Origin of the sequence: Streptomyces fuscichromogenes (genome assembly GCF_014645815.1) — a bacterium.
Classification (GTDB): Bacteria; Actinomycetota; Actinomycetes; order Streptomycetales; family Streptomycetaceae; genus Streptomyces; species Streptomyces fuscichromogenes.
Map to the genome: position 1 here is coordinate 27,002 of NZ_BMML01000043.1, position 21,560 is coordinate 48,561.

The window sequence follows — 21,560 nt, forward strand, 5'->3', positions numbered from 1 at the left end:
CGCGGCCGCGGTCCGCGCAGCCGCCGGACTCGCCCCGCAGCCGGATGCCGGTTGCGACGTGGCTCGCGGCCGGTGTTGCGCACAGCCTCCCCGGACCTGCGCAACGAGGATTCATGAGGCGCCACATCAGATGCGCAGCGGGCACGCACTCAGACTGCGCAGGACCCTCGCCCGGTTGCGCAGCCGCCGTGCGCAACGCCCGCCAGAGGGTTGCGCAACCGGACTGCGCACTTTCCGGGAAGCCGCGTTGGAGAAGCGTGGTCGGCCCGACCATGACCCCGACCATGGCAGGTAGAAAGCCTCCGTTGCCGGATCGTGACCGATGGTCGGGGTTCGTGGCCGCCGGACCGGTCGGGGCCGGCGGGTGATCTGTCGGTATGAAACACACGCACCTCCCCTCACCCGGGAACGGAGACGGCCCCCCGCCGGCGGTCCCGGCGTCCTGCCCCGGCTACGGCGCGCGGCCCGCGTCGAGGGCACGGCGGTGAGCCGTTTCGGGGCGGGGGTCCGCCGGGGTGTGATGGCCGCCGACCGGTTCACGCAGATCGCGAACGGACTGTTCCGGGACGGCCGGCTGTCGTTCAAGGCGAAGGGGATCTTCGGGTACGTCAGCACCCACCGGGACGGCTGGCAGATCACCGTCGCCCACCTGATCTCCGCAGGCCCCGACGGACGGGAGGCGGTCCGTGCCGGCCTGAAGGAACTGGAGCGGTACGGCTATCTCGTCCGCGAGCGTCTGCGCCGCCCGGACGGGACGCTCGGCGAGGTCGTCTACGCGATCACCGACCGTCCCGCCGTCGTCGAGGTCTCCGCCCCGGGGGCCACCTCCGCACGTGCGATCGAGAACGTACGCGACGCCGGTTTCGGGGCGGGGGTCCGCCGGGGTGTGATGGCCGCCGATCAGTACACGCAGATCGCGAACGGACTGTTCCGGGACGGCCGGCTGTCGTTCAAGGCGAAGGGGATCTTCGGGTACGTCAGCACCCACCGGGACGGCTGGCAGGTCACCGTCGCCGAGCTCGTGCGCCGGGGCCGCGAAGGCGTCGACGCGGTCACCACCGGACTCAAGCAACTGGAACAGCACGGATTCCTCTACCGCAGCCGCGAGCGCAACCCCGACGGCACGCTCGGCCAAGCGCTGTACGTCATCACCGACCTGCCCGCTCTGGAAAACGCCACGTCACAGCCAGAGTCGGGTTTTCCAGGATTGGCTGAGCCTACGTTGGCTGATCCCGGCACTAAGAACACCAACAGAAAGAAGACCAGGACAGAGAAGACCAGCCCCCTCCCTCCGTGCCGCCGCACCGACGCCGCACGCACATCTGGACGCCCGCACCAGCGGGACACGCCGGCCGTGCAGTCCGCGCCGGCAGCCGATGCGATGCACCCGGGGATCCGGCTGCTCCTCGACCTCGGGGCGGCCCGCCCCGACCTGCTGCTGACCGGGAAGACGCTCACCGATCAAGGCCGCGTCGTGACCGTGATGCTGGAGGCCGGCTGGAGCGCCGACCACTTGCGGCATGTCATCGCCGGCCGGCCCCTGCCCCACCCCGTCCGCACGACGGTCGGCGCGATCATCGCCGCCCGCCTGCGCGCCGCCCAGGCGTATCCGCCGCCGGCCATCGAGGCCGACCCCCGCGACCAGCCCGCCTGGGACACCCCGCCGCTACGGCGGTCTCCCGACTCCGCGGCCGCGCGGACGGTGAGCGAAGCACTGACCTACCGGGCCCTCGTCGAGTGCGCCGGCTGCGGCCGACCCGGGACCGCCCCCGGCGAGGACCTCTGCCCGGCCTGCCTCGGCTGGCCGCTGTGCCACACATGCCCCGGACCCACCCCACGACGCGCCCACCCCCACGGCGACGGCCGCTGCACCACGTGTGCCTCCGCCCTGAGCGATCACCACCTGGAAGGAAGCAACCCGTGACCGACACACTCCACACGGCGCCGCCGACCGCACACCACGACCGCCCCTTCGCCCGCGACGCGGGGCGGTGGGAAAAGGAACGCTCCCGGGCCTGGCGGACCGGACACATCCGCGACGACACCTGCTCGGCCGCCTGCGAGCCCCTGCTCGTTCACGAGCACACCGGGTGGGGTTCTCTCGCGTGGACCGTTCCCGCCGACGGCAGTTCGCGCGCGAACCTCCACCAGGTCGCGGTCCTCGCACCGTCCGCCACCCGCACCCAACGCCTCGCCCTGCGCTGGCTGACCCGGCGTCCCGCCCGACTCATCACCGCCGACGCTCGCCCCGGATCGCCGCGGCTCTCCGCCTGCGCCGTCGCCGTCATCAGCCTGATCATCGGCCTGATCGCCATCAGCCGCGGATTCCCGGTCTCCGTCGGCCTGCCGGCGATGCTCCTGGCCCCGTTGGCCGTCGAGTACCTCCCTGACCGGCTCGACGCCCGGGCTCGCGAACACGTCCGCATGGTCGAAGACGCCGCCGCCTGCCGCTACCTGCAGCGGCTCGGCGCCCTGCACACCGTTCTCGTCCAGGCCGCCGCCCGCAGCGACCGCTACGAACTGCGCCGCTCGGCCGAGATCGGCCACACCCTGCTCTGGGACACCGCCGATCTGCTCCAGACCCAGGACACCCGCTCGGCCTCCGCCTACCTCATCACCCGCGAGCGCCTGATGGTCCAACTCGTTCACCAGGTCACTCAGATCCTCAGGCACACCACGGAGGACGGCCTGGCCGGTGCGAACCCGGACTCCGGCCCTGGGCGGCACGCGGATCCGCACCCGCGGGCCAAGCGGCCAGCAACCGACCCGGCACCTCATCACGCACCCAGCCCACTCCTGCAGGAAGGAACGCCGCTCATGCCGCAGCCCGAGCCCATCCCGGTGATCCGCTCCCTGAATGTCTACTTCCTCTTCGCCCACGAGCCGTACCATCCGGTCGGCGCCCAGGAGATCAACACGACCGTTGTCGCGGCAGCGTCGTTGTTGCACCCCGGCGTGCGGCAGCCCGACGGCGTTCGCATCCACGACCACCTTGTCCGCGGCCGCCGGCCGGGCGAGATCGTGCCGCTGTCCACGCTCACCCACGAACTTGACGGCGGCGCACGCTGGCCGGAGGTCGGCGACTGGGAGGCCGTGACCCGCGACCTGCTTCAGCTCATCCGCGACAACGCATGCGACGCCCTCAGCCTGGGCCTCCCATACATCGCTCGCGCCCTCGTGTGCGCGGGCCCGCACAGCGAGGTCCGCACCATCGACCCCTCGTCCGGAGCGCGCCGCGTATACGGGCCCGCCGACCGGATCGAGGTGCTTGTCGAGGTCGGCAAACACCTGGCCTGGGCGGAAGCGGGATCCCCTCTGTGGCCCGGCCACGGCCTGCTCACTCCACTCGCCGGCACCGGAAAGGAACCCCGGTGACTTCGGGCACGGAGCGTTCCACGGCCCACCGCTGAAGGCATGAAGCAACTTCTGGTGGACACAACACGGCGCCCCAGGCCAACGCCTGGAGCGCCGCAGCGTTTCGTGCCCGCGTACGAGGGCTGCTCACTCGGGGGTCCGGGCCGTCATGACGGCAGAATCTTCAAGGTTTCCAGAGCTGTCCAGGTGGCGACCGTTACGGGTACCGCATCGCCCACCTGGAGTTTCCGAGCGGGCTCCTCACCGGCGAACTCGTGATGCTCGGGGAAGCCTTGGGCATCGGCGTTCTCCTCGACGGTCAGCGGCCGGTACTCGCACTCGTCGATGTCCATGTCCGGGGCGGGACGCGCGAGGTAGTGGTGGGCGCCGCCCTGAGCGGTGACCGTGCCGATCGGAACGTCGAGAGAAGTCGCGCCGCCGTGGTTGCGGCGGGTGACGATGAACGGCTTGCCGCCGAACAGCTTGTGGCCCTCCGCCACGCCGGCACGGGCCGCAGGCGCGTACGCCTCGAACTCGTTGCGGTCCTGCCGGCCGTCGCCGAACCGGTGCCCGCGCACCGTCTCATCGATCACCTCGCCGATGCCCCGGACGACCGGCTCGACGCGCGCATGGCACCGCTGGGTCGGGCATACGTAGTAGTACGAACGCTTCGCCAGGGAGGCGCCGCTCTTGGGCATCCTGCGAAGGTAGGCGCCGATGCGGCGGCCGCGGCCGTTCTGAACGCCCGGCCAGTGCTGGATGCCCCGTACCGGACCGCAGTTCGGGCAGATCGAGACGGGGCGGGGCTGCAGGTCGGGCACTTTGCCGATGTCCTTGCGAACCATCACCCACACGAGCCGGTCGCGGTACTGGGGGACCGGGTCAAGGACGGTGCCGTCCGGCATCTCGACGCTGACGTGGGCTGAGTTCACGCACGCCAGCGTCGTGTAGTAGCCATGACGACCGAGGACGTCCCACACCCCCAGCCAGGCGTCGAAGAGCCGCGGATTGCGGGTGAAGAACCCGGGCACGTTCTCTCCCACGTAGGCCAGTGGCTCGTGGACGTCGACATAGCGGATGGGCTCCCACGCGGTCATGCGCGTCTGCTCCCACCGGCTGGGCCTCCCCTGCGTTCCATCGCCGACGTCGAACTCCAACTGCACGCGGGCCCTGCTGTTGCCGCCGGCAGGGGTTGCTTCCCGGCAGATCGGCGAGCCGGCCAGGACGTCCGCGTAAGGCAGGGTGCGCATGTCGATGGTCTGAATCGCTGCTTCTCGCGTATAGAGGCCCGGGACGTTGGCGCGGGCGGTCCTGATGGCCCACGGATTGTGGTTGGCGCCGAAGAGCGGGGTGTATCCCGCGTTCATGAAGCCGCGGCCGTCGCCCCAGCCTCCGCTGAAAAGGTGGCCAGAGGTGTACACGTCACACCTCCCGGCCCGTAGCCGGGACGGCCGTGCTGCCTGCTGCGCAGCTGTCGCAGCCGCCGGGCAGGGCATCCGCCGCAGAAGCGGGACGGACGTAGCGAGCGCGCTTGGCGGGCTTCTTCAGCGCGGCCTCGACGGCACGCTCCATGGCGTCGAACTCGGGACCCTCGTCCTCGATGACCACCCCGGGATCGGGGGCCTTGGCCCGGCCTGCCCGCTCGATCAACTCGGCCATGCTGGTGTTGGGGTTGAAGGGGACGCCCCGTACCTGCTCGACGAGGGCGTACAGCCCGGCCAGCCGGGGCCTGCGCCGCACGGCGAGCAGGAGGTCCCGCTGGTTGGCGAGGACGCACAGCGAGCACGAGCAGCGGCTGGAGCCCATCCAGTCTCCGGCGCCAGGGCGGGAGTCGTAGCACCACTGGTGAGGAAGGCTCCGCTCGTCCGTCCAGTCCTTCACCTCCTGGGTGGTCACCTGGTGTGCCGGGGACCACTCGTGCACGATCCGGGCCGTGTTCTCGGTGGTCGTACGCAGCGCGGGCCGCTTCTTACGGTCAGGGCTCTCATCGGCCCTGATCCCCAGGACGTTGGCGCAGACCGCCGGACGGCCGAGCCGCTTCTTGTGGTCCCTGACCATGGAGCTGAAGGCGCCGTAGATGGGGCCGGTCTTCCAGTCGCTCCGGCAGGGGAGTACGCCCTTCCACGGCCAGTCACCGCGCTCGGCGATGTAGGTCAGCAGGTCGTAGGGGACCCGTTCGCCCTCCAGTTCTCGGGTCCGGCGGACCTCGATGTGCCGCTTGGGAGGCACACCCAGGGCGCGGCTGTGAAGGGCCGCCAGCTCGCTGCTGCCGGGGTAGCGGATGCCGTCGACGGTGACGGCGGGCCACTCCAAGGGGCCGAGCGAGGCGTGGATCGTGTAGACCCGGTCCTCGACGCCGGCGGCGCGCGCAGCGTCCAGGGCCAGGGCGGCAGCCCGAGGGCCGTCCTTCCCGCCCGAGAGATTGAGGATGTAGATGTCGACCTCGTCCGGGACGAGGTCTGGTACGCGGGCGGCTTCGTGCTCGTCGGGGAACAGGCCGAGCTGCAGACTGCTGCTCATGGAGGAATCTCCTTGGGAGCTGGGGTTGGTGGCCTGTCGGCCGGGCGTTGCCGCGCCCGGCCGACAGGTGATGGAGCAGGTGCCTCAGGCGAGGGGCTGCCGGGGCTCGTCCCGGAGGACGGGCCCGCCGCGGTGCTGGCGGGCGCGCTTGAGTACGGCGGCCGCCAGTGCCGCGGTGTCGGCGGCGCGGGTGTGGACCTTGCGGGGAGAGCGGTAGACCTCGACGGCGCCGTCCCGGACGGCGAGCCACCCGCCGGGGACGGCCTTCGCGTGCCCGGAGCTGTCGCCGCGCTCGTCGACGGGGGTGCCGCTGATGGTGACCTCGGAAGCGTCGGCCAGGGGGACGCGCAGGCACGGTCCCGCCTTCTCGTGGCTGGAGATCCAGCCCAGACCCCCGGTCTCCAGGCCGCCCACGAGCGAGATGGTGCAGTCGTCCGGCAGGTCCGCGAGTCGGACGTCCCGGGTGTAGTGGGTGAGCGTGATGTCGAGGATCCGGAGAGTGGAGACGTCGACATGGACGGCGTGGGCGTGGCCCTGCGTCTGGACGGTCCACTCGTAGAAGTAGCGGACGTCGTCACCGGTGCAGAGCACAGCAGGACCGAAGCCGGTCAGTGAACCGTCCGACAGCGCGCGGGTGAACCTGAAGAACCGCTTCACCTCGTACGCGCCGGCCGGGAGGTTCGGCAGCGGCGTCCGCTCGCCCGAGCCCGGCAGGTCCGCGAAGGTGGTGATGGCGCGGGCCTGGACGAGCGTGTGCTCGGTGAACCCCACCCGGGCAGTTGACGGCTTCGACGACCAGAACTCGTGGTGGTGGCGGGCGGCTGATGCGTGGAGCGCTGTCGAGCGGTGCGCGGACCCGTACCGGTCGTAGACCGTCACCGTCCAGTACACGGTTCGGGCTTCTGTTTTGATCACGTCTGCTCCTGTGTCGGCTGGTGACCGCTCCAGGTTGCCGCCTGGAACTTGAAATCAATTATACTCGCTTTTTGGGGTGGTGCAACCCCCTTAACCGGAAGGGCGTGCAGGTCAGGGCCTTGACGCGGCGGGCCTGTGTCCGACTGAACGCGGCAGCAGTTCAGGCGGCTTGATCACCCGCCCGTTGCTCCGGTCGGACCCGATAGTCCGTCACGGGCCGGCCGCCGCGGAGCTGGGGGGTGAGGTGCAGGCTCTCAGGAATGAGCCAGGGCGTCTGCCCGCAGGTGGGCAAACAAGGCCTGCACCTCCTGCGGGTTATCCCCGTCCGAGGTGAAGGAGAGGATCGCTTGCAAGACGTGGCGGGCGAGGTCGCCGGTCGCCTGGACGTCACCGCCGACGGAGAGGGCCCAGCCGGACACCATGCTCACCGCCACCGTGGTCATGTGCAAGATGAGGCCATTCGACTCCGTCAGAGCCTCTTGCCGGTCGGCCCCGTCCTGATCTGAGATGCCGGTGACGATCAGCACCATGGTCTGCATCCTGCTGACGCCGAACTCGGCGATCAGCGCGGCCAACGGCTGTTCGTCATGCCCACCGCGGACCAGGGCGGCCAGAGCGTCGTTGTCATCGGACCACGCCGCTTCCAACGCGGCAACCACACGCATGACCTGATCCGGGGTCAGCTCTGGCGACATGGCGGCAGCGTAGCCACCCCGGTTCGGCCCCGGACGTGATTCAGAGTCGAAGTCCCTCGAACGAGGCAGGAGACCGGACCGGGATGAGCCCCGCCCCACAACCGACGGCCTTCGGGCATGCCTGAGAGGGTCGCTCTCAGGCAGGGGCAACTACAGCGCGGGCAGTGGCCAGGTTTGGTCGTCGACGCCGAGGATGAGCACGTGGTGTCCGACGGTCCGGATCGTGTCGCCGGTGACCTGCTCGACGTCCAGCCGCAGCCGGACGCGCCCGGCGCCTTCGCCGTTGGCCGCGAGGTCGCGTTCCAGCTCGTCGTCGAGGCGGTCCAGGGCGGCCTCGGCCGCGGCGTAGTCGGCCAGGCCCTGGGCGAGGAGCCGGCGGGTGAGGGTGTCGCGTACCTGAAACATCGGGGCTCGTTCCTCAGCTGGTGGGGTGGTCACGGGGTGGGGCCGGTGAGCTTGGGGCGTGCCGCGCTGACCGCGCGCGACCAGACGTCGGGGCTGCCTCCGTGCTCGCGGGCCAGGGAGGCGGCGAGCCCGCGGACGTCGCCGCGCTCACGCAGGGCCGCCAGGGCGATGTCTGCCCGCCGCTCGGCCTCCGAGGGCTTCGGCGCGGCTGCAGGGTGTTGCGCGCGGGCGGTGCGCACGACGTACTCCCAGGACTGCTGCGGTCCGCCGTACTGCACGCTGAGCTCCGCGGCCAGCCCCGGGTGGTAGCCGCTGTGATCGATCGCCTCGGCGGCATACTGCGCGGCGAGCTGCGTGGCGGTGAGCGGCTCCTCGCCGGCGCGGGCGCTCAGCTCGGCCGCGAGCGCCTCTTCGAGGGCGGAGGGCCGTCCGACGGCCGCCTCGGCCTGTGCACCGGGTCGGCGGCCGGCCTTGCCGAGCTTGTCCCCGGTGCGCCCTCGGTCGAAGTCCTGCAGGTCGCCGATGCGGAAGCCGGCGATCGGGCGGCCGGTGGGGCCCTCGACCGGCTCGTCGACGGGGTTCGGGAAGTAGCCGGGGTTCGCCTGTTGGTACTTGCGGATCACCGAGGCCCCGGCGAAATTCAGCAGAGAAGCGGCCTTGTTGATGGAGACGACCGTGTCGGGGTGGAGCTCGTACAGCTCGGGGTCGGCCTTGAGGACCTTGCTCGCCTTCTCCTCCTGGAACCAGGTGTAGAAGGCGCGGAACTGCTTCTCGTCGTAGAAGTCGGTCCCGTCGATCCGCTCCTTCTCCGGGTGCCGGTGCTTTTTCGGGTGCTCGTCGCGCACCTTGTACCAACGGGCCGCGCTGCCGACACTGGCGCCGGTGAACTCGCGGATCCAGTCGCGGTTGACCACCGCGCGGCCGCCGACGACGCGGCGCTGCGGGTTCAGGGCGTTGGGCATTGCACTCTCCGGTTCGGGTCGCGGCCCTATACTGAGGGCCTACTCCTCTTGTCTGTCCGGTGCTCGCACCGGCGGGCGGGTCGGGTTGGTGTGGTGGTCGGCGGGACGTTCGGCCGGGGTTGCCGCCCTGGGTCGACACCCTCGTGAGAGGGTGCCTTCCGCCGGCCACCGTTTTCTTAACGCTGCTTCGCGTAATCAATATGACGCTCTTGGTGTGTGGCTGTCAATCTTGCCGGCATCCCGGCCCCGTCACGCGCGGTCGCGATGCGCGGCCCACGCGCGTTCGAAATGCGGAACCTGCTTGTCCCGGACGTAGAGCGGGGCGGTCACCATCAGTTCCTCCGTGGTGGGAAGGGCCGGACCGCGCCGTTGCACCCATGCACGCACCCGCCCGTAGCGCTCGTCGACCTCGACCGGGATGTTGTGCCGCTCCGAGATACTGCGCAGCCGCCGGCCGAGTGCGGACGCCCGGCCCACGTCGACCCTTTCCACCGAGCGCAGTGCCCGGCCGCGGCGGGTCGGGTCCGCCTTCGCGGCCGGCAGGATCCGGCGCACGTGATACAGCGCCCACGGGCAGTCGAGCTCCTTCTCGAAGGCCGCGAGAACAGGACGGTCGGCGGGACGGTCTGGATCGAACTTCTCCAGCAGGCTGTCCCGCCCGAAGAGCCGTGCGTTCGGGTTGAGGCTCACCGACGTGTACTCCAGGCGCAGCACCCGTCCGCCGATGTCGGGGTGCGCGCGCATCCGGTCCAGGTGCGCGGCCATGGCGCCCATCGAGATCGGGAAACAGCAGAACGTGCAGTAGGACTTCTCCCAGACCACGCCGAACCGCTCGTACAAGAACGCCTCGCACCGCTCTCGCCCCCACCCCCATTCGATCAGGGGATACAGCCCCTGGCGCAGGGGGTTCTTGCTCGCCCGCCGGTCGCGGAGGCTGCGGGGGACCTCGTCGGCGTTGAACCCCATCACCTGACGGAACGGCCGGTCGCCGATCTCCTGGGCGATCAGCGCGTCGCCGACCTCGCCCTTCGCGTGGAGGCTGCACAGCCGAATGCCTCCCTGCTGGGGAACCGTGCCGTTGGCCTCGTACTCGTCCTCCTCCAGCGACCAGGGCCCGCGCCGGACGATCCGCTCGGGCCGGCGGGAGTCGTCCATGACTACGATCTCCAACGCGCGGCGGGCCCGGGCGACTTGGACCAGCCTTACCTGCTGCTCGCGCAGAACCGGCAGCACATACTGCTCGGCATGGGCGTAGGTGGTCGGCCACTCGCTCCCCGTGATCTGGTGGATCACCATCGTGCGGGCCAGATCGACGCCATGAGCGGACGGGTTCTCCAGCATCTTCACCAGGTACGCGCTGCTGTCGACGCCCAGCCCCCAGTTGATGACCAGCTCGGTGTCCTCGGTGCCGGTTCCGCGATCGGTGGTCATGCCGCACCTCGCTGGTCGGCCTTGGGGTACGGGTAGGAGGTGGCGGTGAGCCGCAGCCCGGTGTACGGCCCGATGTAGGCGGCGTAGCGGTGGTTTCCTCCGTGGGCTACGACCCGCGCGCCGACGGTCTGCAGGGCGTCAGCCAGCCAGGGCCGTCCGGGCTCGTTTTCGCTGCGGGGGCGGGCGCCGAGAGCGACCAGGCGCCGCTCGACCCCTCCGCGGCCCCGCTCGCCGTTGCGGACCTTGGACATCGCGCGGTCGTGGAGGACGGAGCCGTCGGGCAGCAGTGTCAGGTGCCGGGGCCGGGTCTTGCCCAGGTAGTCCATCCCTTTGGCCTGGTAGATCGTCCCGTAGTGGCCGGGAAAGACCAGCTCGGGGCCGTGGGCGGTGAGACGGGCCCTGGGCTCGGGGTCGCTGTGCGCGACGATCCCGCGGACGCCCCGGGCGGCCGCCAGCCGGAAGGCGCGGCCCTGCAGCCACGTCTCCGCGTTGGCCGGTACCTCGTCCAGCAGTACCAGCCGGCTCAGCTCCAGTGACTCCTCGTACGGGGTGAGCCTGGTGAACACCGAGGTGAGGACGGCGGCCTGGGTCGGGATCCCCAGGGCGAGCACTCCCACCAGACTGCTCGCCGGCGGCGCGGCGGTGTCGAAGAGGCCGTAGGCGAAGCGGACGGCGGGCCACGAGCCGCTGTAGTGGTGGGCGCGGACGAAGGCCCGCGCCGTGTGGACCAGGTTGTTCGGCATCTCGCGGACCCGGTAGCGAGCCGGATCGAAGCCGCCCTCACCGGTCGGCCTCCAGCTGTGGCGGCGGTTCCTCCACCGCTGGCAGACGGCGCCGGGATCGAGTGGCGGCTGTTCGTACGCTGACATCACAAGGGTCCTCTCGGGGCGGTGAGTTGGTGTACGGCGCCGGTCCGGGGTTGCCGCCCCGGACCAGCGCGGTCGGCCGTGGTCAGGCCGTGGGGAGCATCAGCTGACGGGGAGCGTGCAGGACGTCCAGGACGCGTTCGCGCCAGCGCATCGCCCAGTGCACGCAGTTGTTGCAGCTCTTGTGCCGGCCCTCGCACTGGGGCAGCGGCTCGTTCCACCGGGCGTCGCGCGACCAGGCGAGGCTGTCGGCGGAGGCCAGGTATCCGGCGCAGGATTCGAGGGCCTTCGTCTTGAGGCCGAAGCCGTGCAGGCGGCGCAGGCCTGCGCCGGCCACGGTCGCGAGGACGGCTTCGACGTCCTTGACCGACGTGCGGCGGCACACGGAGCCGACCCCGACCAGCGGATAGTTCGCGAGCCGTACGCCGCGCTTGTCGTACAGGTCCAGGCAGGCCTCGTAGTCGCCGGGGCGCCAGCCCTGGACGCTCGGGATGATGTCGATGCCGGGGTCCTCGGCCATCAGGTCGATGAAGTTGCCGACGGTGCGGTCGATGTGTTCGCGCACCGACAGACCGGTCTTGGCGACCATGTCCGGCTCGCACATCCAGTCCTGCGGTCCGGCCCAGACCAGACGCCCGATCCCGTCGCGGAACTGGCGCAGTTCGCGGACGTAGGCGTAGGGCCCGATCGTCCAGCCCCCGTGCTCGCCGAGCTCGGAGAACGCGCCCGAGTCGCACACCCAGTCCTCGGCGGCGCGCGGCAGCGTCACCATGCCGGTCAGCACGTTGCGCGAGAGGCACATCGGCACGCCCCAGGTGGACAGCCACCTGGCGCGGTGCCCGCCGAGCCAGAACATGGGCCCCTCGGGCGGCGACTCGCCGGGGTGGAAGCCGAGACCGTACTCGCAGTGGCAGACGCAGCTGCCCATGGTGCAGAACCCGCAGTCCACGCACTGTTCGTGGTAGCAGTGGCCGCAGGCGTAGCGGGTGGCGGGCGTGCAGGTGCACGTCTCGGGATACAGAGTGCCCGCCGCCGGGATCGACGGCTGCCGGGCTGGGGCGGTGAGTACGGCGTTCACGGGTACGTCCCTCGGGTTGGTGAACGGCGCCGGTCCGGGGTTGCCGCCCCGGACCGGCGGTGGGAGTGAATCGGCCGGCGGCCTGGGCTTTGGCCCGGCGGCTGGCGGCCGCGTCAGGTGTCGGTGCTGGGCCGGGAGCTGCGGTCCCAGGGACCGAGGACGGCCCGCGGCTCGCGAGCCCCTCGTCGGCGCTCGCGGCGCGCGGCCAGCAGCAGGTCGAGGATCCGACGGCCCTTGACCTCCGCCTGGTGGCGCAGGGCCGGAGGGATCCGGACGGGGAGCAGTACCCGCTTCGCCCGCAGGTCGATCTCCAGCGTGACCTCGCGCACCAGGGTGTAGGCGTGCTCCCGGCCGGCGTACAGGTTCAACCGGGCTTCCACCCGGTGGTCGACCGGGGTGAGCTGTACGTACTCGTTGCCCCAGGAGTAGTTCTGGACGCCGGGGGAGAGCCGCACGCGCGCGGGCACGGTCCGGCCGGTGGGCACGTCGAGGGTGTTGAGCGGGGCGGTGGGGTCCGGTTCCCGGCGGGTGACGTGTTCGTGGAAGGGGTACCAGCCGGAGCCGTAGAACACGGGTGAGCGGTCCAGGACGTATGCCCAGGCGCCGAGGCCGAGTTCGACACCCCAGGAGTAGCGCGTGTCCTTCGGCGCGACGTGAAGGTCCAGGGACGGGGCCTCACCGGGCGGCGGGGCCGGGGTGAAGTCAGGGGGAGCGGGCAGGTCGGCGGGAGCGAACGTCGTGCGGGTGTTGCCCATCTCGCCCGGGCCGGCGGTGCTGGTGCTGACCACCTTGCGCACCATGCGGGGAACGGCGCGGCCGTGTGGGGTGATCCGCATCGCGACGGCGGAGCCGTCGGCGGAGATCATCTCCTGGAAGTCCCAGTCCGGCTGCGCCGCGCGCAGCTGGAGATGCACCTGTCGCAGCGCCCGGGAGACGCGGCGGCCCAGGGGGTCTTCCGGGTCGGGGCGTCGGTCGGCGGGAAGGACGAGGGCGGCGTCCGGGTGCCATCGGTCGGATTCGACCTGCCACGGCCCGGGCTTCAGCAGCGCGGCGGCTTCCCCAGCGAGTCGCCGGGCGTCGGTCAGTTCGCGCAGGACGGCGGCGGTGAGGCGGGCGGTGGACGGCGCGTCCCACGGGCCGTCCAGGACCAGGCTGAGCCCGCTGCCGGGGCGTCCCAGAGTGACGCCGAGCCGCCTGCCGTCCAGCCAGGCTTCCGCGTGACCGAACTGGACGAACAGCCCGGGCTCGCCCGGGCGTTGGAAGGGCGCACCGGTGGTGAGCAGGCGAGCGACGGCCCCCAGGGACGGGCGGACGTCGCCGGCGTCGGGCAGGGCGGGGGCGTAGCGGGTGACCGCGTCGAGAACGCGGGACGATGCGGGGGTCGGCACGTAGGCGCTGAACCGCGCGGTGCAGATCCGGGCAGGACCGGTCGGCGACGGCGCGGCCAGGGCGGCCCGGAGCGGGCCGTGCAGCTCGCGGGTGCGCAGGGTCAGCCGGTAGCCGCCGGGCAGGTCGGCGTGGGTGCAGCCCCGGCCGCGCAGGCGGTGTTCCACGACGGTGTCGGAGATCGCATAGGTGGGGGAGACGGGTTCGAACGCGGACATGGCGCGGGCCTCCACAGGCGGCGGTGAGCGGGGGGTGGTCAGCGGGCGATGCGGGCCCGGGCGCGGTCGGCCTGGATGTGCACGGCATCGGCGTGGGCGGCGGCGCGGACCTGGTCGGCCCAGTCGGCGGCGCGCCGGGCCAGTTCGGCGAGCCGCAGGAAGGCGGCGTCCTGGTGGCGGCGGGCGAGGGCTGTGAGCCGGGCGTGCTCGGCGGTCAGTTCGTCGGCGGCGTACGCGGCGATCGCCTCGGCGCCGTGACGGCGGGTGATGCGGCCGAAGGGGCAGGCGCCTTCCTCCTGCTCGATGACGGCGACGTCGGCGGCGGGCCAGCCGGTGTCTTCGTCGCGCGGGCCGAGCCGGATGTGCAGCACGCACACCGCGTCCGGGTCGTGCAGGGCGTCGGCGTGGTAGCGCAGGTGAGGCCGGGGCACGGGGCCGGTGGCGCGTTCGGTGTGCGCGCGCCACAGATCAGGGGCCGGGTCCTCGTCCTCCTGGCGCAGGCGGTGAAGGTAGGAGACCAGGGCGGGCAGCTGCCAGGCGGGGGAGCCGAACGGCGCGGCCGGCATGGCGAGCGCGGTCCGGGCGATGAGTCCCGTGTGGTTGCTGACGGCGGCCTGGGCGACGAACAGAGGCGTGCAAAGGGAAAGTTCGGAGCGGAGCATGGCGGGGCCTTCCGGGCGGCGGCGCGCAGAAAGAGACGGGGAGGGGGCCCGGGCCGGACCGGTCAGGTCCGGCCCGGGCGGCGGGTCAGGACGCGGCCTCGGAGTCCCCGGCGCTCGCGGCGCCGTCCGGGGTGTCCTCGGCGGCCTCGTCGTCCTGGCCGTCGGTGTCGGCCGGGTTCGGCTCGCGCTCCTGGTAGGCCACGTCGTCGGCGATGGCCTGTTCGACGGCGGAGAGCGGGTAGCCGATCTCGCCGAGGAACGCCAGCCAGACCCGGGCGTCCTCGCGGATCTCCCTCAGCTCCAGCACGGACGAACGGGCGGCGCTGTCGGTGCGCCAGGTCCGCGCCTCGCTCATCCGCTTCTCGAACGTCGCGGCCAGCACCGCGAAGCTCAGCAGGGTGAGCTTGGCCGGGGTCGCCGACTTGGCGCGCTCGGCGGGCTGGTCGTACCCGGTCAGCTCCTTGACCAGCTCCCGGCGGCCCGCGTCGCCCACCCACTGAGCCACCGGCTTGGGGCAGGTGATCAGCTGCGCGGTGACGAACGCGGCGAGCGGCTTCGGCGCGGTCTTGCGGCCGATGAGGTCCTTCAGCCAGGCGTGCCGGGCTTTCTCGGCGGCGCGGTAGGCCTTGTTGCCCGCCATGACGTACTCCCGCGACGGCTCCGACGCCTTCGTCGTCGCCACCGTGTCGGTGTCCTGCGCGCTGCTGTCGCCGCCGTCCTCCGGCTCCGGGGCGTCCTCCTGGGGCGGGTAGTGGCCGAAGCCGTCGGGGTCGGTGCAGTAGTAGTCCACGTCGCCCGGCTCGCGGGGGTTCTCGGCCCAGGTGGCCATGTGGCCGGGGCAGTCGGCGTGCGTCTCGGCGGTCATGGGCCCGCCGTCCGGGCCGTCAAGCTCGCTGAGCGGCTCGGCGCTCGGCGGCAGTGCGTCGGCGTCCTCGGCCAGCCGCACCCCGGCCGCCGCCAGCTGCGGGCGGACACCGTCACGGGCGCGCTGCTCCTCGCGGTCGTCACGCTCCCACTGCACCTGGAACTCGAAACGGCCCTTGGCGTAGGCCTCCAACAGCCGGTCGACGGCGGCCGGGTCGTCGTCGAACTCACCCAGCACACCCAGGACTTCCAGGTCCAGATCGTACGTACCGGCCTCGGCGAGCGCGGAGCGGGTCCGCTCCCCGACCGACTTGGCGGTCTTCACCGCCTGCGAGACCTCCTTGCGGGAGCGGCCGGTGAGCTGGGCCACCCGCGTCTGCTTCATGCCCGCCTCGACCGCGCCGAACAGGGCGTCGGCCTTCTCCAGGTCGGTCAGGCCCTCGCGGTAGTCGTCGTCGTTCTCCAGGAGCTGGTCAATGAAGTCCTCGCCGGCCTCCCGCAGGGAGGGGTCGAGCACGTAGGCGGGAACCTCGATCAGGTCCCGCTCCTCGTCGGTGTCCTTGGTGGCCCGGGCGGCGGCGCAGCGCCGGTGGCCCATCTTGAGCTCGTAGGCCGTGCCCTCGTCGTCCAGCGGGACGACGACCACCGGGATCTTCACGCCGTTGGCGGCGATGGACTTCAGGAACGTGTCGTTGAGGTTGAGGTCCTTGCGGACGTTGAGCGGGTTGACGCGGATCTGGCCGAGCCGCAGGGTGACCCGCTGCAGCGGTGTTGTTGCGGTGTCGCTCACGGATTGCTCCTCGTGCTGGTCGGGTTGGTGTCGAGCAAGTTGCCGCTTGCTCGTGAAATCAATTATACGCCCTCCCGGGGAAGGGGCAACCCCCTTTCCCTGAGAGGGATAATCGGGCAATCGTGCAGGCCAGGGTGCCTCGCGGTCTCCGCCGCGCAGGGCACGGAGGTGGTCAGAACGGGTCGTCCTTCGGTGGGTTGGTGCCGGATGAGTTGCCGCTCATCCGGGGAACTGCGGCGGTGCGGTCGGCCAGGATCCGAGGGGCGGTGGCGCGCCCCCTCGGATCGCTGTCAGTCCTCGTGCGGCTCCATGATCGTGATCACGGCCTCGCCGTGGTCGCCGGGCCCGATCGCGCACACGAGCTGGATCCGCAGCGCCTTGCGGGTGCGGCCGTCGCGCGGCACCCGCCGCAGGTCGACGGTGACCCGGTCGCTGTCCCCGCCGCCGCGCCGGATCGCCGCCCGGGCCATGGTCAGCACGTCCCACAGGCGGCCGCGCTCGTCCTGCGGCACCTGCCGCTCGCTGTCGCCGTCGTTCCAGGCCACGCAGCCCTCCCACACGGCGCTGGTGAGGGCAACGGGGACCCGGAAGCCGGCCTCACGGGCCAACTCGGCGTCGACGGCCGTGAGGACGCCATCCGTCAGGGCCCGGGCGCGGGTGTAGGCGTGGATGATGTCGTCCGGGTCGGCCAGGGGCACCGACCGCATGGCATCGTCGCTGACTTCGGGATCGCCTGTGACGGCCGCGTCATGCAGGGCGGCGTCGATACGGGACAGCACGTTGTCACTGCTGGCGCGGGCGGTTCGGGGTGAGCCGCGATGCTCCCGTGGCTCCTCCGGGGAGCTGCCGCCGGGGGCGTCGGGGCCGCTGGCCGGTGGGGCGGGCAGCGGCCGGCGCGTGGGGCCGGTGGGCGGCTCGGGGGCGTTCTCCTCGGCCGTCATCGCGGCGTGCACCGTGAGCATCGTTTCCAGGCCCCGGGCCCTTCCGGTGTCCCCGCTGGTCACGGCCTCGGCACGCTCGCGCTCGAACTCGTCCCGGATCTCCTCGTGGCTGAAGCCCTGGGCGAGCCGCACGCGGACGGCCTTGCCCACGAGATCGACCGCCAGGTCGGGCAGGTGACCGAGGCGGTCCCGGCCCGGCATGCCGGATACCGGCCCGCGCTGGACCAGCGTGCGGGCCGCGATGTGGTCGCGTACCCGGGCGGGTTCGGGGGTCCGGTGCGCGGGCGGGCATCCGGGGGCGGCGGTGGGAGCCGCGGGAGCCTCGGCGGCAGTGGCCGGCGTGCTGTCGCCCGGGGCGTCGGGGTCCTCGGCGGTCAGGACGTAGAACCGGTTGGAGTGAACGTGGACGGTCCACTTCTGCCCGGGGGTGTCCTCGGTGAGTCGGGCGCGCGGTGTGCTCTCCCACGCCTCGAATGCCCTGGACGGGTCGACCGGCACCATGTTGCCGCTGTCGGAGTCGTAGGCGCGGCAGGCCCGGGCCGTCGCGCGGATCTCCGCCACGCGGTTGGTCCAGTTCCGGCGGATCGTGGTCATTGTGGGTCCTCCTGTATCGGGTGGTGCCGGATGAGTTGCCGCTCAATCCGGTGAGGGGGCCGGGCGCCGTGGTCGGCGCCCGGCAGGGGCGGTCAGGCCCGGACGGCCGAGTCGGCGGTGCGCAGGGCCGCGCGGGTGGCTTCCAGCAGCGGCACGGAGATGCCGCCCGCTTCCAGGTCGGCGGCGGTCGTGCGGCCTGCCCGCAGGTCGCACGACAGGTTCCCCAGGCAGACCAACAGGGCGCCGAGTTCGTAGCGCAGGCCGTGCGGGGTGACCGTGCGCGCGCCCACGAGGAACCCGTGCCGGTCGTAGGGGGCGGCGTTCACCAGGTCGCGCACGGTCGGGTAGTCGTCGGAGGTGCACCCGCGAAAGCGGGTGGCCCGCAGGAAGGCCACCATGGCGCGGTCCATACGGAAGGTGCCCGGCTTGGTGTGGTCGTCCTCGGCGGCGGCCTCGACCAGCCGGATTACGGGCTTGGTGCCGGTCCAGCCGGAGTTCGACGCGGTGGTGTCCCTGCCGTGGGCCTCGGCGTTCCGCACGTGCGCGAAGGTGCTGTAGATGGTGGTGCCGCCCGGGCTGCGCTCCTCGTGTCCGACGACCTTCTCGACCAGCCAGACCGGCTCCGATCCGGGCCGGTAGGCGGTGAAGTCCTCCCGGTCGAAGACCAGCATTCCGGCGGTGATGTCGTGTCCGTAGGCGCCCATGTGCGGATCCCTGTCTCCTCGGTGGGTCGGTCGGTGCCGGGCGAGTTGCCGCTCACCTACAAAATCAATAATACACCTTCGCGGGCAGTGATCAATGCCCTTTCAGAACAGGGTGTCCCCGCCGTCGCAGGAACGGGACGGCGGCGCGGCCTGGGGCGCCGCGCTGGTCCGCCGGGTGGTCTTCGGCCTGCGCGGGCGGATGGCCACGGCTTCCCGTTCCGCCAGGGCGGCCCGCTCCGCCCTGGCCTCCAACTCGTCCTCGTCGCGGTTGTGCAGCACGATTTCGACGGCCGGTGAGGCGTCGCGCCACTGGTCGCGGAACTCGTCCGTCGGGATCCCGGGGTTGGGGCGGAGCGTGATCCCGGTCTCGCGGTGGAAGCGCTCGTACGCGGCAGAGTCCTGACGGACGAACCCGGTCTCGATGCGGAACGGGGCGGATTCCCTCGGGATGATGAACGCCCCCCGCCGGGCGAGCGTCTCGGCGACCGCGATCACGTGGAACTCGAACAGCGGGCCCCGGTACCCGGGGGCGTCGCCGCTGCGCTTGATCCGCCCGAACGGCGGGTTGCTGATCGCGCAGTCGAAGGGGCCGAGATCCATGCCCGGAACGTCCAGCACGTCAGCACAGATCCACTTCGCCTCCGGCAGGACGCGCCGCCCGACCCGCACGTACTCCGGGTCCTTCTCCACGCACACGATCTCGCGCGGCGGCAAACCCTCCCAGCGCCGGATCCAGTAGTCGCGGGCGTGCCAGGCCAGGCGGCCGATACCCGCGCACAGGTCGATGACACGGTCCCCCGGGATCACGTGGTGGAGTTCGCTGGCGAGCTCGGCCGGCGTGAAGAACGCGCCGTCCAGGGTGCGGCCCATGTTCGCGGACTCGTGGAAGTGGTCGAGAACGAATTCCCGCTCCTCATCGGTCAAGTCACGGGCCATGTCGACCAGTTGGCGCGCTCGGTTGTGCTGCTTGGTCTGCTCCTTGCTGAGCTTTCCGGCCATGGCGTGCCGCCTTTCGGGGTGGTGTGGGGGAGCGGTCCTGGCCTGGTTGCCCGGACCGCTCCAGGGCGGTCGTGCGTGTGATGGGGACGTGGCTACGACGTCCGTGCCGCGCGCCAGCAGGAGGTGTTCGTCAGCTGTCGGTCGGCGGCTGAAAGGCGCTGCACCGGCGTCCCCATCCGCGAGCGGGGTCGTGCTCTGTCGCGTACCGGTCGCACGTCCCGCACCGTGGTCCCCATTCCTGGGGTGGGGCGGTGGGCTCGGCGATGTACACGTCTCCGGACTTCCAGGGGAAACCTCGTGGGGCGAACCGCACGGACTCATCCGGCATGAGCAGCGCCCAGCCGTCCGGCCAGTCGATCGGGCCCGGGCGCGTGGCTTCGGAAACTGCCGCGCGGACGGCTGCTTGCGTCCAGACCTGCGGGAGGCGGCCGTGTCCGGTGACGCGGTACGCGTCGGCCGTGATGTACCGCTCCGGGTGGGTGATGATGACGCCGGATTCGCGGTCCGGCGTGAAGGTGATCGCTGAATGCCTGTTGGTCTGGCGGTAGATGATCGTTTCGTCGTCGGTGATGGTGGCCTGGCTGGAAAGCCAGAATCCGAGTGATCCGCCGAGGAATGCGCGTACCTCGTCGCCGCTGAGGTGAGGCTGACCGTATCCGGGGGCCTCCCGCACGGGGACGCCGGTGTCGTTGTGGTGGATGGTCTGGGTGTAGCGCGCGTACATCCGCGCGGCGCGGACGGCGATGCGTGGGCGGGGCGCGCCGTCGTACCACTGCGGCAGCGGCACAATCTCCAACTCCGTACCCGGCAGAGGACTGCCGGGCAGGATCCAGCCCGCTGCCCTACCCGCGCGGCACATGGCGGGAGCCTCACGCACCCACGCGAGGAATTCGCCGAAACCGCCGGCATACCGGCCGTTGCGCTCGGACACCTCTCCCCAGTAGCTGGAGCCGTACCACACGCACCGGGCGGTGAGTTCCGCGGGCGTGGTCGGCGTGGGGAATGCACCGGTCAGGGTGATCGTGCGTACGTGGACGCCTTCCGCGATGCCCTCGGAGGTGACGGTTACGCCCCACCCGTTCGCCGCCGCTGCCTCGGCCAGCGTGCGTGCCCTCGGGGGCAGATCGGCGACCTCGGTGGCGGACGGTGCGGCGGGACGGGCCGCGGGGGTGCCGGCGGTCTGCTCGGCCCTGGGGCCGGCTCCGCCGTCCGTCTCCCAGGCCTCGACGGTGCCCGGGTCGGTGACGGCGGCGCCCGGGTGTGGGCGGTCGCCGGTGAGCTGAGAGGGGAGGTACGTGGGCATGGGGGCTCCGCTCGGTGGGCCGGGCGCCGGGGCGCCCGGCCGGTCGGGATTCGGTTCAGGCGCTGGGGGTTGCCTCGGGCTGCGCCGTGGTGACCGTCAGGTCCTCGGCGCGCAGGTCGGCGGCGACGGCGGCCAGGAATCCGGTGTCGGCCGCCTGGTCACGGCTGCCGGGGGCGTACCAGTACTGGTTCTTGCGGTGCCACTTGAAGCCGTGGAGCTTGAGCACGTCGGCGGCGCCGTCACCCAGACGCGTACCGGTGACCGTCGTCCCGTCCTCGGCCGTGTGCTGGAGGTTGAGTCCCTCCGCGCCCTCGTCGGCCGCCTCGTGGGCGCTCGCCCGACGGGCGGCCTGGGCGGCGGCCTGCTCCTTGGCGGCGTCCCAGCGCTGGGGCAGGACAACGTCACTGGCGATCTGCCACATCTGCTGCGGGGGCCAGTTCTCCTGGATGACGTGGCCGTCGACGACGCAGGCGGCAAGCATGCCGCCGGTCGGGGGCTCGATGCCGTCGTGGGCCTTGGACCACAGGACGGCGGCAGCCTTCAGAGCGTCGTCGGAAACGTCCCGGTGGGTGTTGATGCCGTCGACCAGCGGCTTACCGGTGACCTTCCGGCCCTTGACGGTGACGGTGACCGTGTTGTCGGTGGACTCGTAGCGGTCCTCCATGCCGTTGAACTGCGAGCCCTGCATGGGGCGGGTGAGCTCTTCGACGTCGGCCGTGCAGGGGCCGTCGGTCCAGTAGACGGAGATCCACGCGGAAGCCGTGCCGGTGCCCTTGCGCACACTGAACTTCACGCCGGGGAACTCGGTCCTGAGGCGGTTCCTGAGCTCGGCGGCCACGTGCTTGGTGTCGATGTAGTCCATGCCTGTTCTCC

Annotated in this window: 19 protein-coding genes; 2 read left to right on the top strand and 17 right to left on the bottom strand. The window is 71.7% G+C overall.

Translation table 11 applies throughout. The annotated features are described in order from the left end of the window. Positions 1-484: 484 nt before the first annotated feature. Together IEZ11_RS47230 and IEZ11_RS51605 are read left to right on the top strand one after the other, a co-directional pair. The gene (locus IEZ11_RS47230) at positions 485-1,924 is read left to right on the top strand and encodes a hypothetical protein (protein ID WP_189269284.1); all 1,440 of its coding nucleotides are present in this window, start codon (positions 485-487) and stop codon (positions 1,922-1,924) included. Beyond that, positions 1,921-3,375 carry a hypothetical protein gene (locus IEZ11_RS51605; protein WP_229713845.1) on the top strand — a complete coding sequence of 485 codons (1,455 nt, stop codon included), beginning with the start codon at positions 1,921-1,923 and terminating at the stop codon, positions 3,373-3,375. Before IEZ11_RS47230 ends, IEZ11_RS51605 begins: the two co-directional genes overlap by 4 nt. Before the next feature lie 146 nt (positions 3,376-3,521). Here IEZ11_RS51605 and IEZ11_RS47240 read toward each other — a convergent pair whose 3' ends face one another. The 17 genes from IEZ11_RS47240 to IEZ11_RS51615 form a co-directional block, all read right to left on the bottom strand. Next, a complete protein-coding gene (locus tag IEZ11_RS47240; RefSeq protein WP_229713846.1) occupies positions 3,522-4,775 on the bottom strand; it encodes a DNA cytosine methyltransferase in 1,254 nt (417 codons plus the stop codon). 1 nt (position 4,776) lies between these two features. After that, on the bottom strand, positions 4,777-5,874 hold the full coding sequence (locus tag IEZ11_RS47245; RefSeq protein WP_189269286.1) for an adenine nucleotide alpha hydrolase family protein: 1,098 nt from the start codon (positions 5,872-5,874) through the stop codon (positions 4,777-4,779). Between the two features lie 84 nt (positions 5,875-5,958). Further along, positions 5,959-6,789 carry a hypothetical protein gene (locus IEZ11_RS47250; RefSeq protein ID WP_189269287.1) on the bottom strand — a complete coding sequence of 277 codons (831 nt, stop codon included), beginning with the start codon at positions 6,787-6,789 and terminating at the stop codon, positions 5,959-5,961. 254 nt (positions 6,790-7,043) lie between these two features. Continuing rightward, positions 7,044-7,484, bottom strand: coding sequence for a hypothetical protein (locus IEZ11_RS47255; RefSeq protein ID WP_189269288.1), 441 nt, complete (start codon positions 7,482-7,484; stop codon positions 7,044-7,046). Between the two features lie 150 nt (positions 7,485-7,634). Then, on the bottom strand, positions 7,635-7,889 hold the full coding sequence (locus IEZ11_RS47260; protein WP_189269289.1) for a hypothetical protein: 255 nt from the start codon (positions 7,887-7,889) through the stop codon (positions 7,635-7,637). Positions 7,890-7,918: 29 nt separating this feature from the next. Further along, on the bottom strand, positions 7,919-8,851 hold the full coding sequence (locus IEZ11_RS47265) for a hypothetical protein (protein WP_189269290.1): 933 nt from the start codon (positions 8,849-8,851) through the stop codon (positions 7,919-7,921). 249 nt (positions 8,852-9,100) lie between these two features. Beyond that, entirely contained in the window at positions 9,101-10,282 is a 1,182-nt protein-coding gene (locus IEZ11_RS47270) for a hypothetical protein (protein ID WP_189269291.1), read from the bottom strand. Continuing rightward, positions 10,279-11,151: a Mom family adenine methylcarbamoylation protein gene (locus IEZ11_RS47275; RefSeq protein WP_189269292.1), complete on the bottom strand. Its 873-nt coding sequence runs from the start codon at positions 11,149-11,151 to the stop codon at positions 10,279-10,281. Before IEZ11_RS47275 ends, IEZ11_RS47270 begins: the two co-directional genes overlap by 4 nt. Positions 11,152-11,233: 82 nt before the next feature. Next, a complete protein-coding gene (locus IEZ11_RS47280; protein ID WP_189269293.1) occupies positions 11,234-12,226 on the bottom strand; it encodes a deazapurine DNA modification protein DpdA family protein in 993 nt (330 codons plus the stop codon). A gap of 113 nt (positions 12,227-12,339) precedes the next feature. Next, the gene (locus IEZ11_RS47285; protein ID WP_189269294.1) at positions 12,340-13,830 is read right to left on the bottom strand and encodes a hypothetical protein; all 1,491 of its coding nucleotides are present in this window, start codon (positions 13,828-13,830) and stop codon (positions 12,340-12,342) included. 38 nt (positions 13,831-13,868) lie between these two features. Next, positions 13,869-14,492 carry a hypothetical protein gene (locus tag IEZ11_RS47290; protein WP_189269295.1) on the bottom strand — a complete coding sequence of 208 codons (624 nt, stop codon included), beginning with the start codon at positions 14,490-14,492 and terminating at the stop codon, positions 13,869-13,871. A gap of 85 nt (positions 14,493-14,577) precedes the next feature. Next, on the bottom strand, positions 14,578-16,146 hold the full coding sequence (locus tag IEZ11_RS47295) for a ParB/RepB/Spo0J family partition protein (RefSeq protein WP_189269296.1): 1,569 nt from the start codon (positions 16,144-16,146) through the stop codon (positions 14,578-14,580). Positions 16,147-16,436: 290 nt separating this feature from the next. Continuing rightward, positions 16,437-17,681, bottom strand: coding sequence for a DUF6573 family protein (locus IEZ11_RS51610; RefSeq protein WP_229713847.1), 1,245 nt, complete (start codon positions 17,679-17,681; stop codon positions 16,437-16,439). 92 nt (positions 17,682-17,773) lie between these two features. Then, on the bottom strand, positions 17,774-18,385 hold the full coding sequence (locus tag IEZ11_RS47305; protein WP_189269297.1) for a hypothetical protein: 612 nt from the start codon (positions 18,383-18,385) through the stop codon (positions 17,774-17,776). 102 nt (positions 18,386-18,487) lie between these two features. Beyond that, positions 18,488-19,384 (bottom strand): class I SAM-dependent methyltransferase, encoded by an 897-nt coding sequence (locus tag IEZ11_RS47310; RefSeq protein WP_189269298.1) that lies wholly within the window; start codon positions 19,382-19,384, stop codon positions 18,488-18,490. A gap of 130 nt (positions 19,385-19,514) precedes the next feature. Continuing rightward, on the bottom strand, positions 19,515-20,687 hold the full coding sequence (locus IEZ11_RS47315) for a hypothetical protein (RefSeq protein ID WP_189269299.1): 1,173 nt from the start codon (positions 20,685-20,687) through the stop codon (positions 19,515-19,517). 55 nt (positions 20,688-20,742) lie between these two features. Further along, the gene (locus IEZ11_RS51615; protein ID WP_229713849.1) at positions 20,743-21,549 is read right to left on the bottom strand and encodes an LPD29 domain-containing protein; all 807 of its coding nucleotides are present in this window, start codon (positions 21,547-21,549) and stop codon (positions 20,743-20,745) included. Between the last annotated feature and the right edge of the window lie 11 nt (positions 21,550-21,560).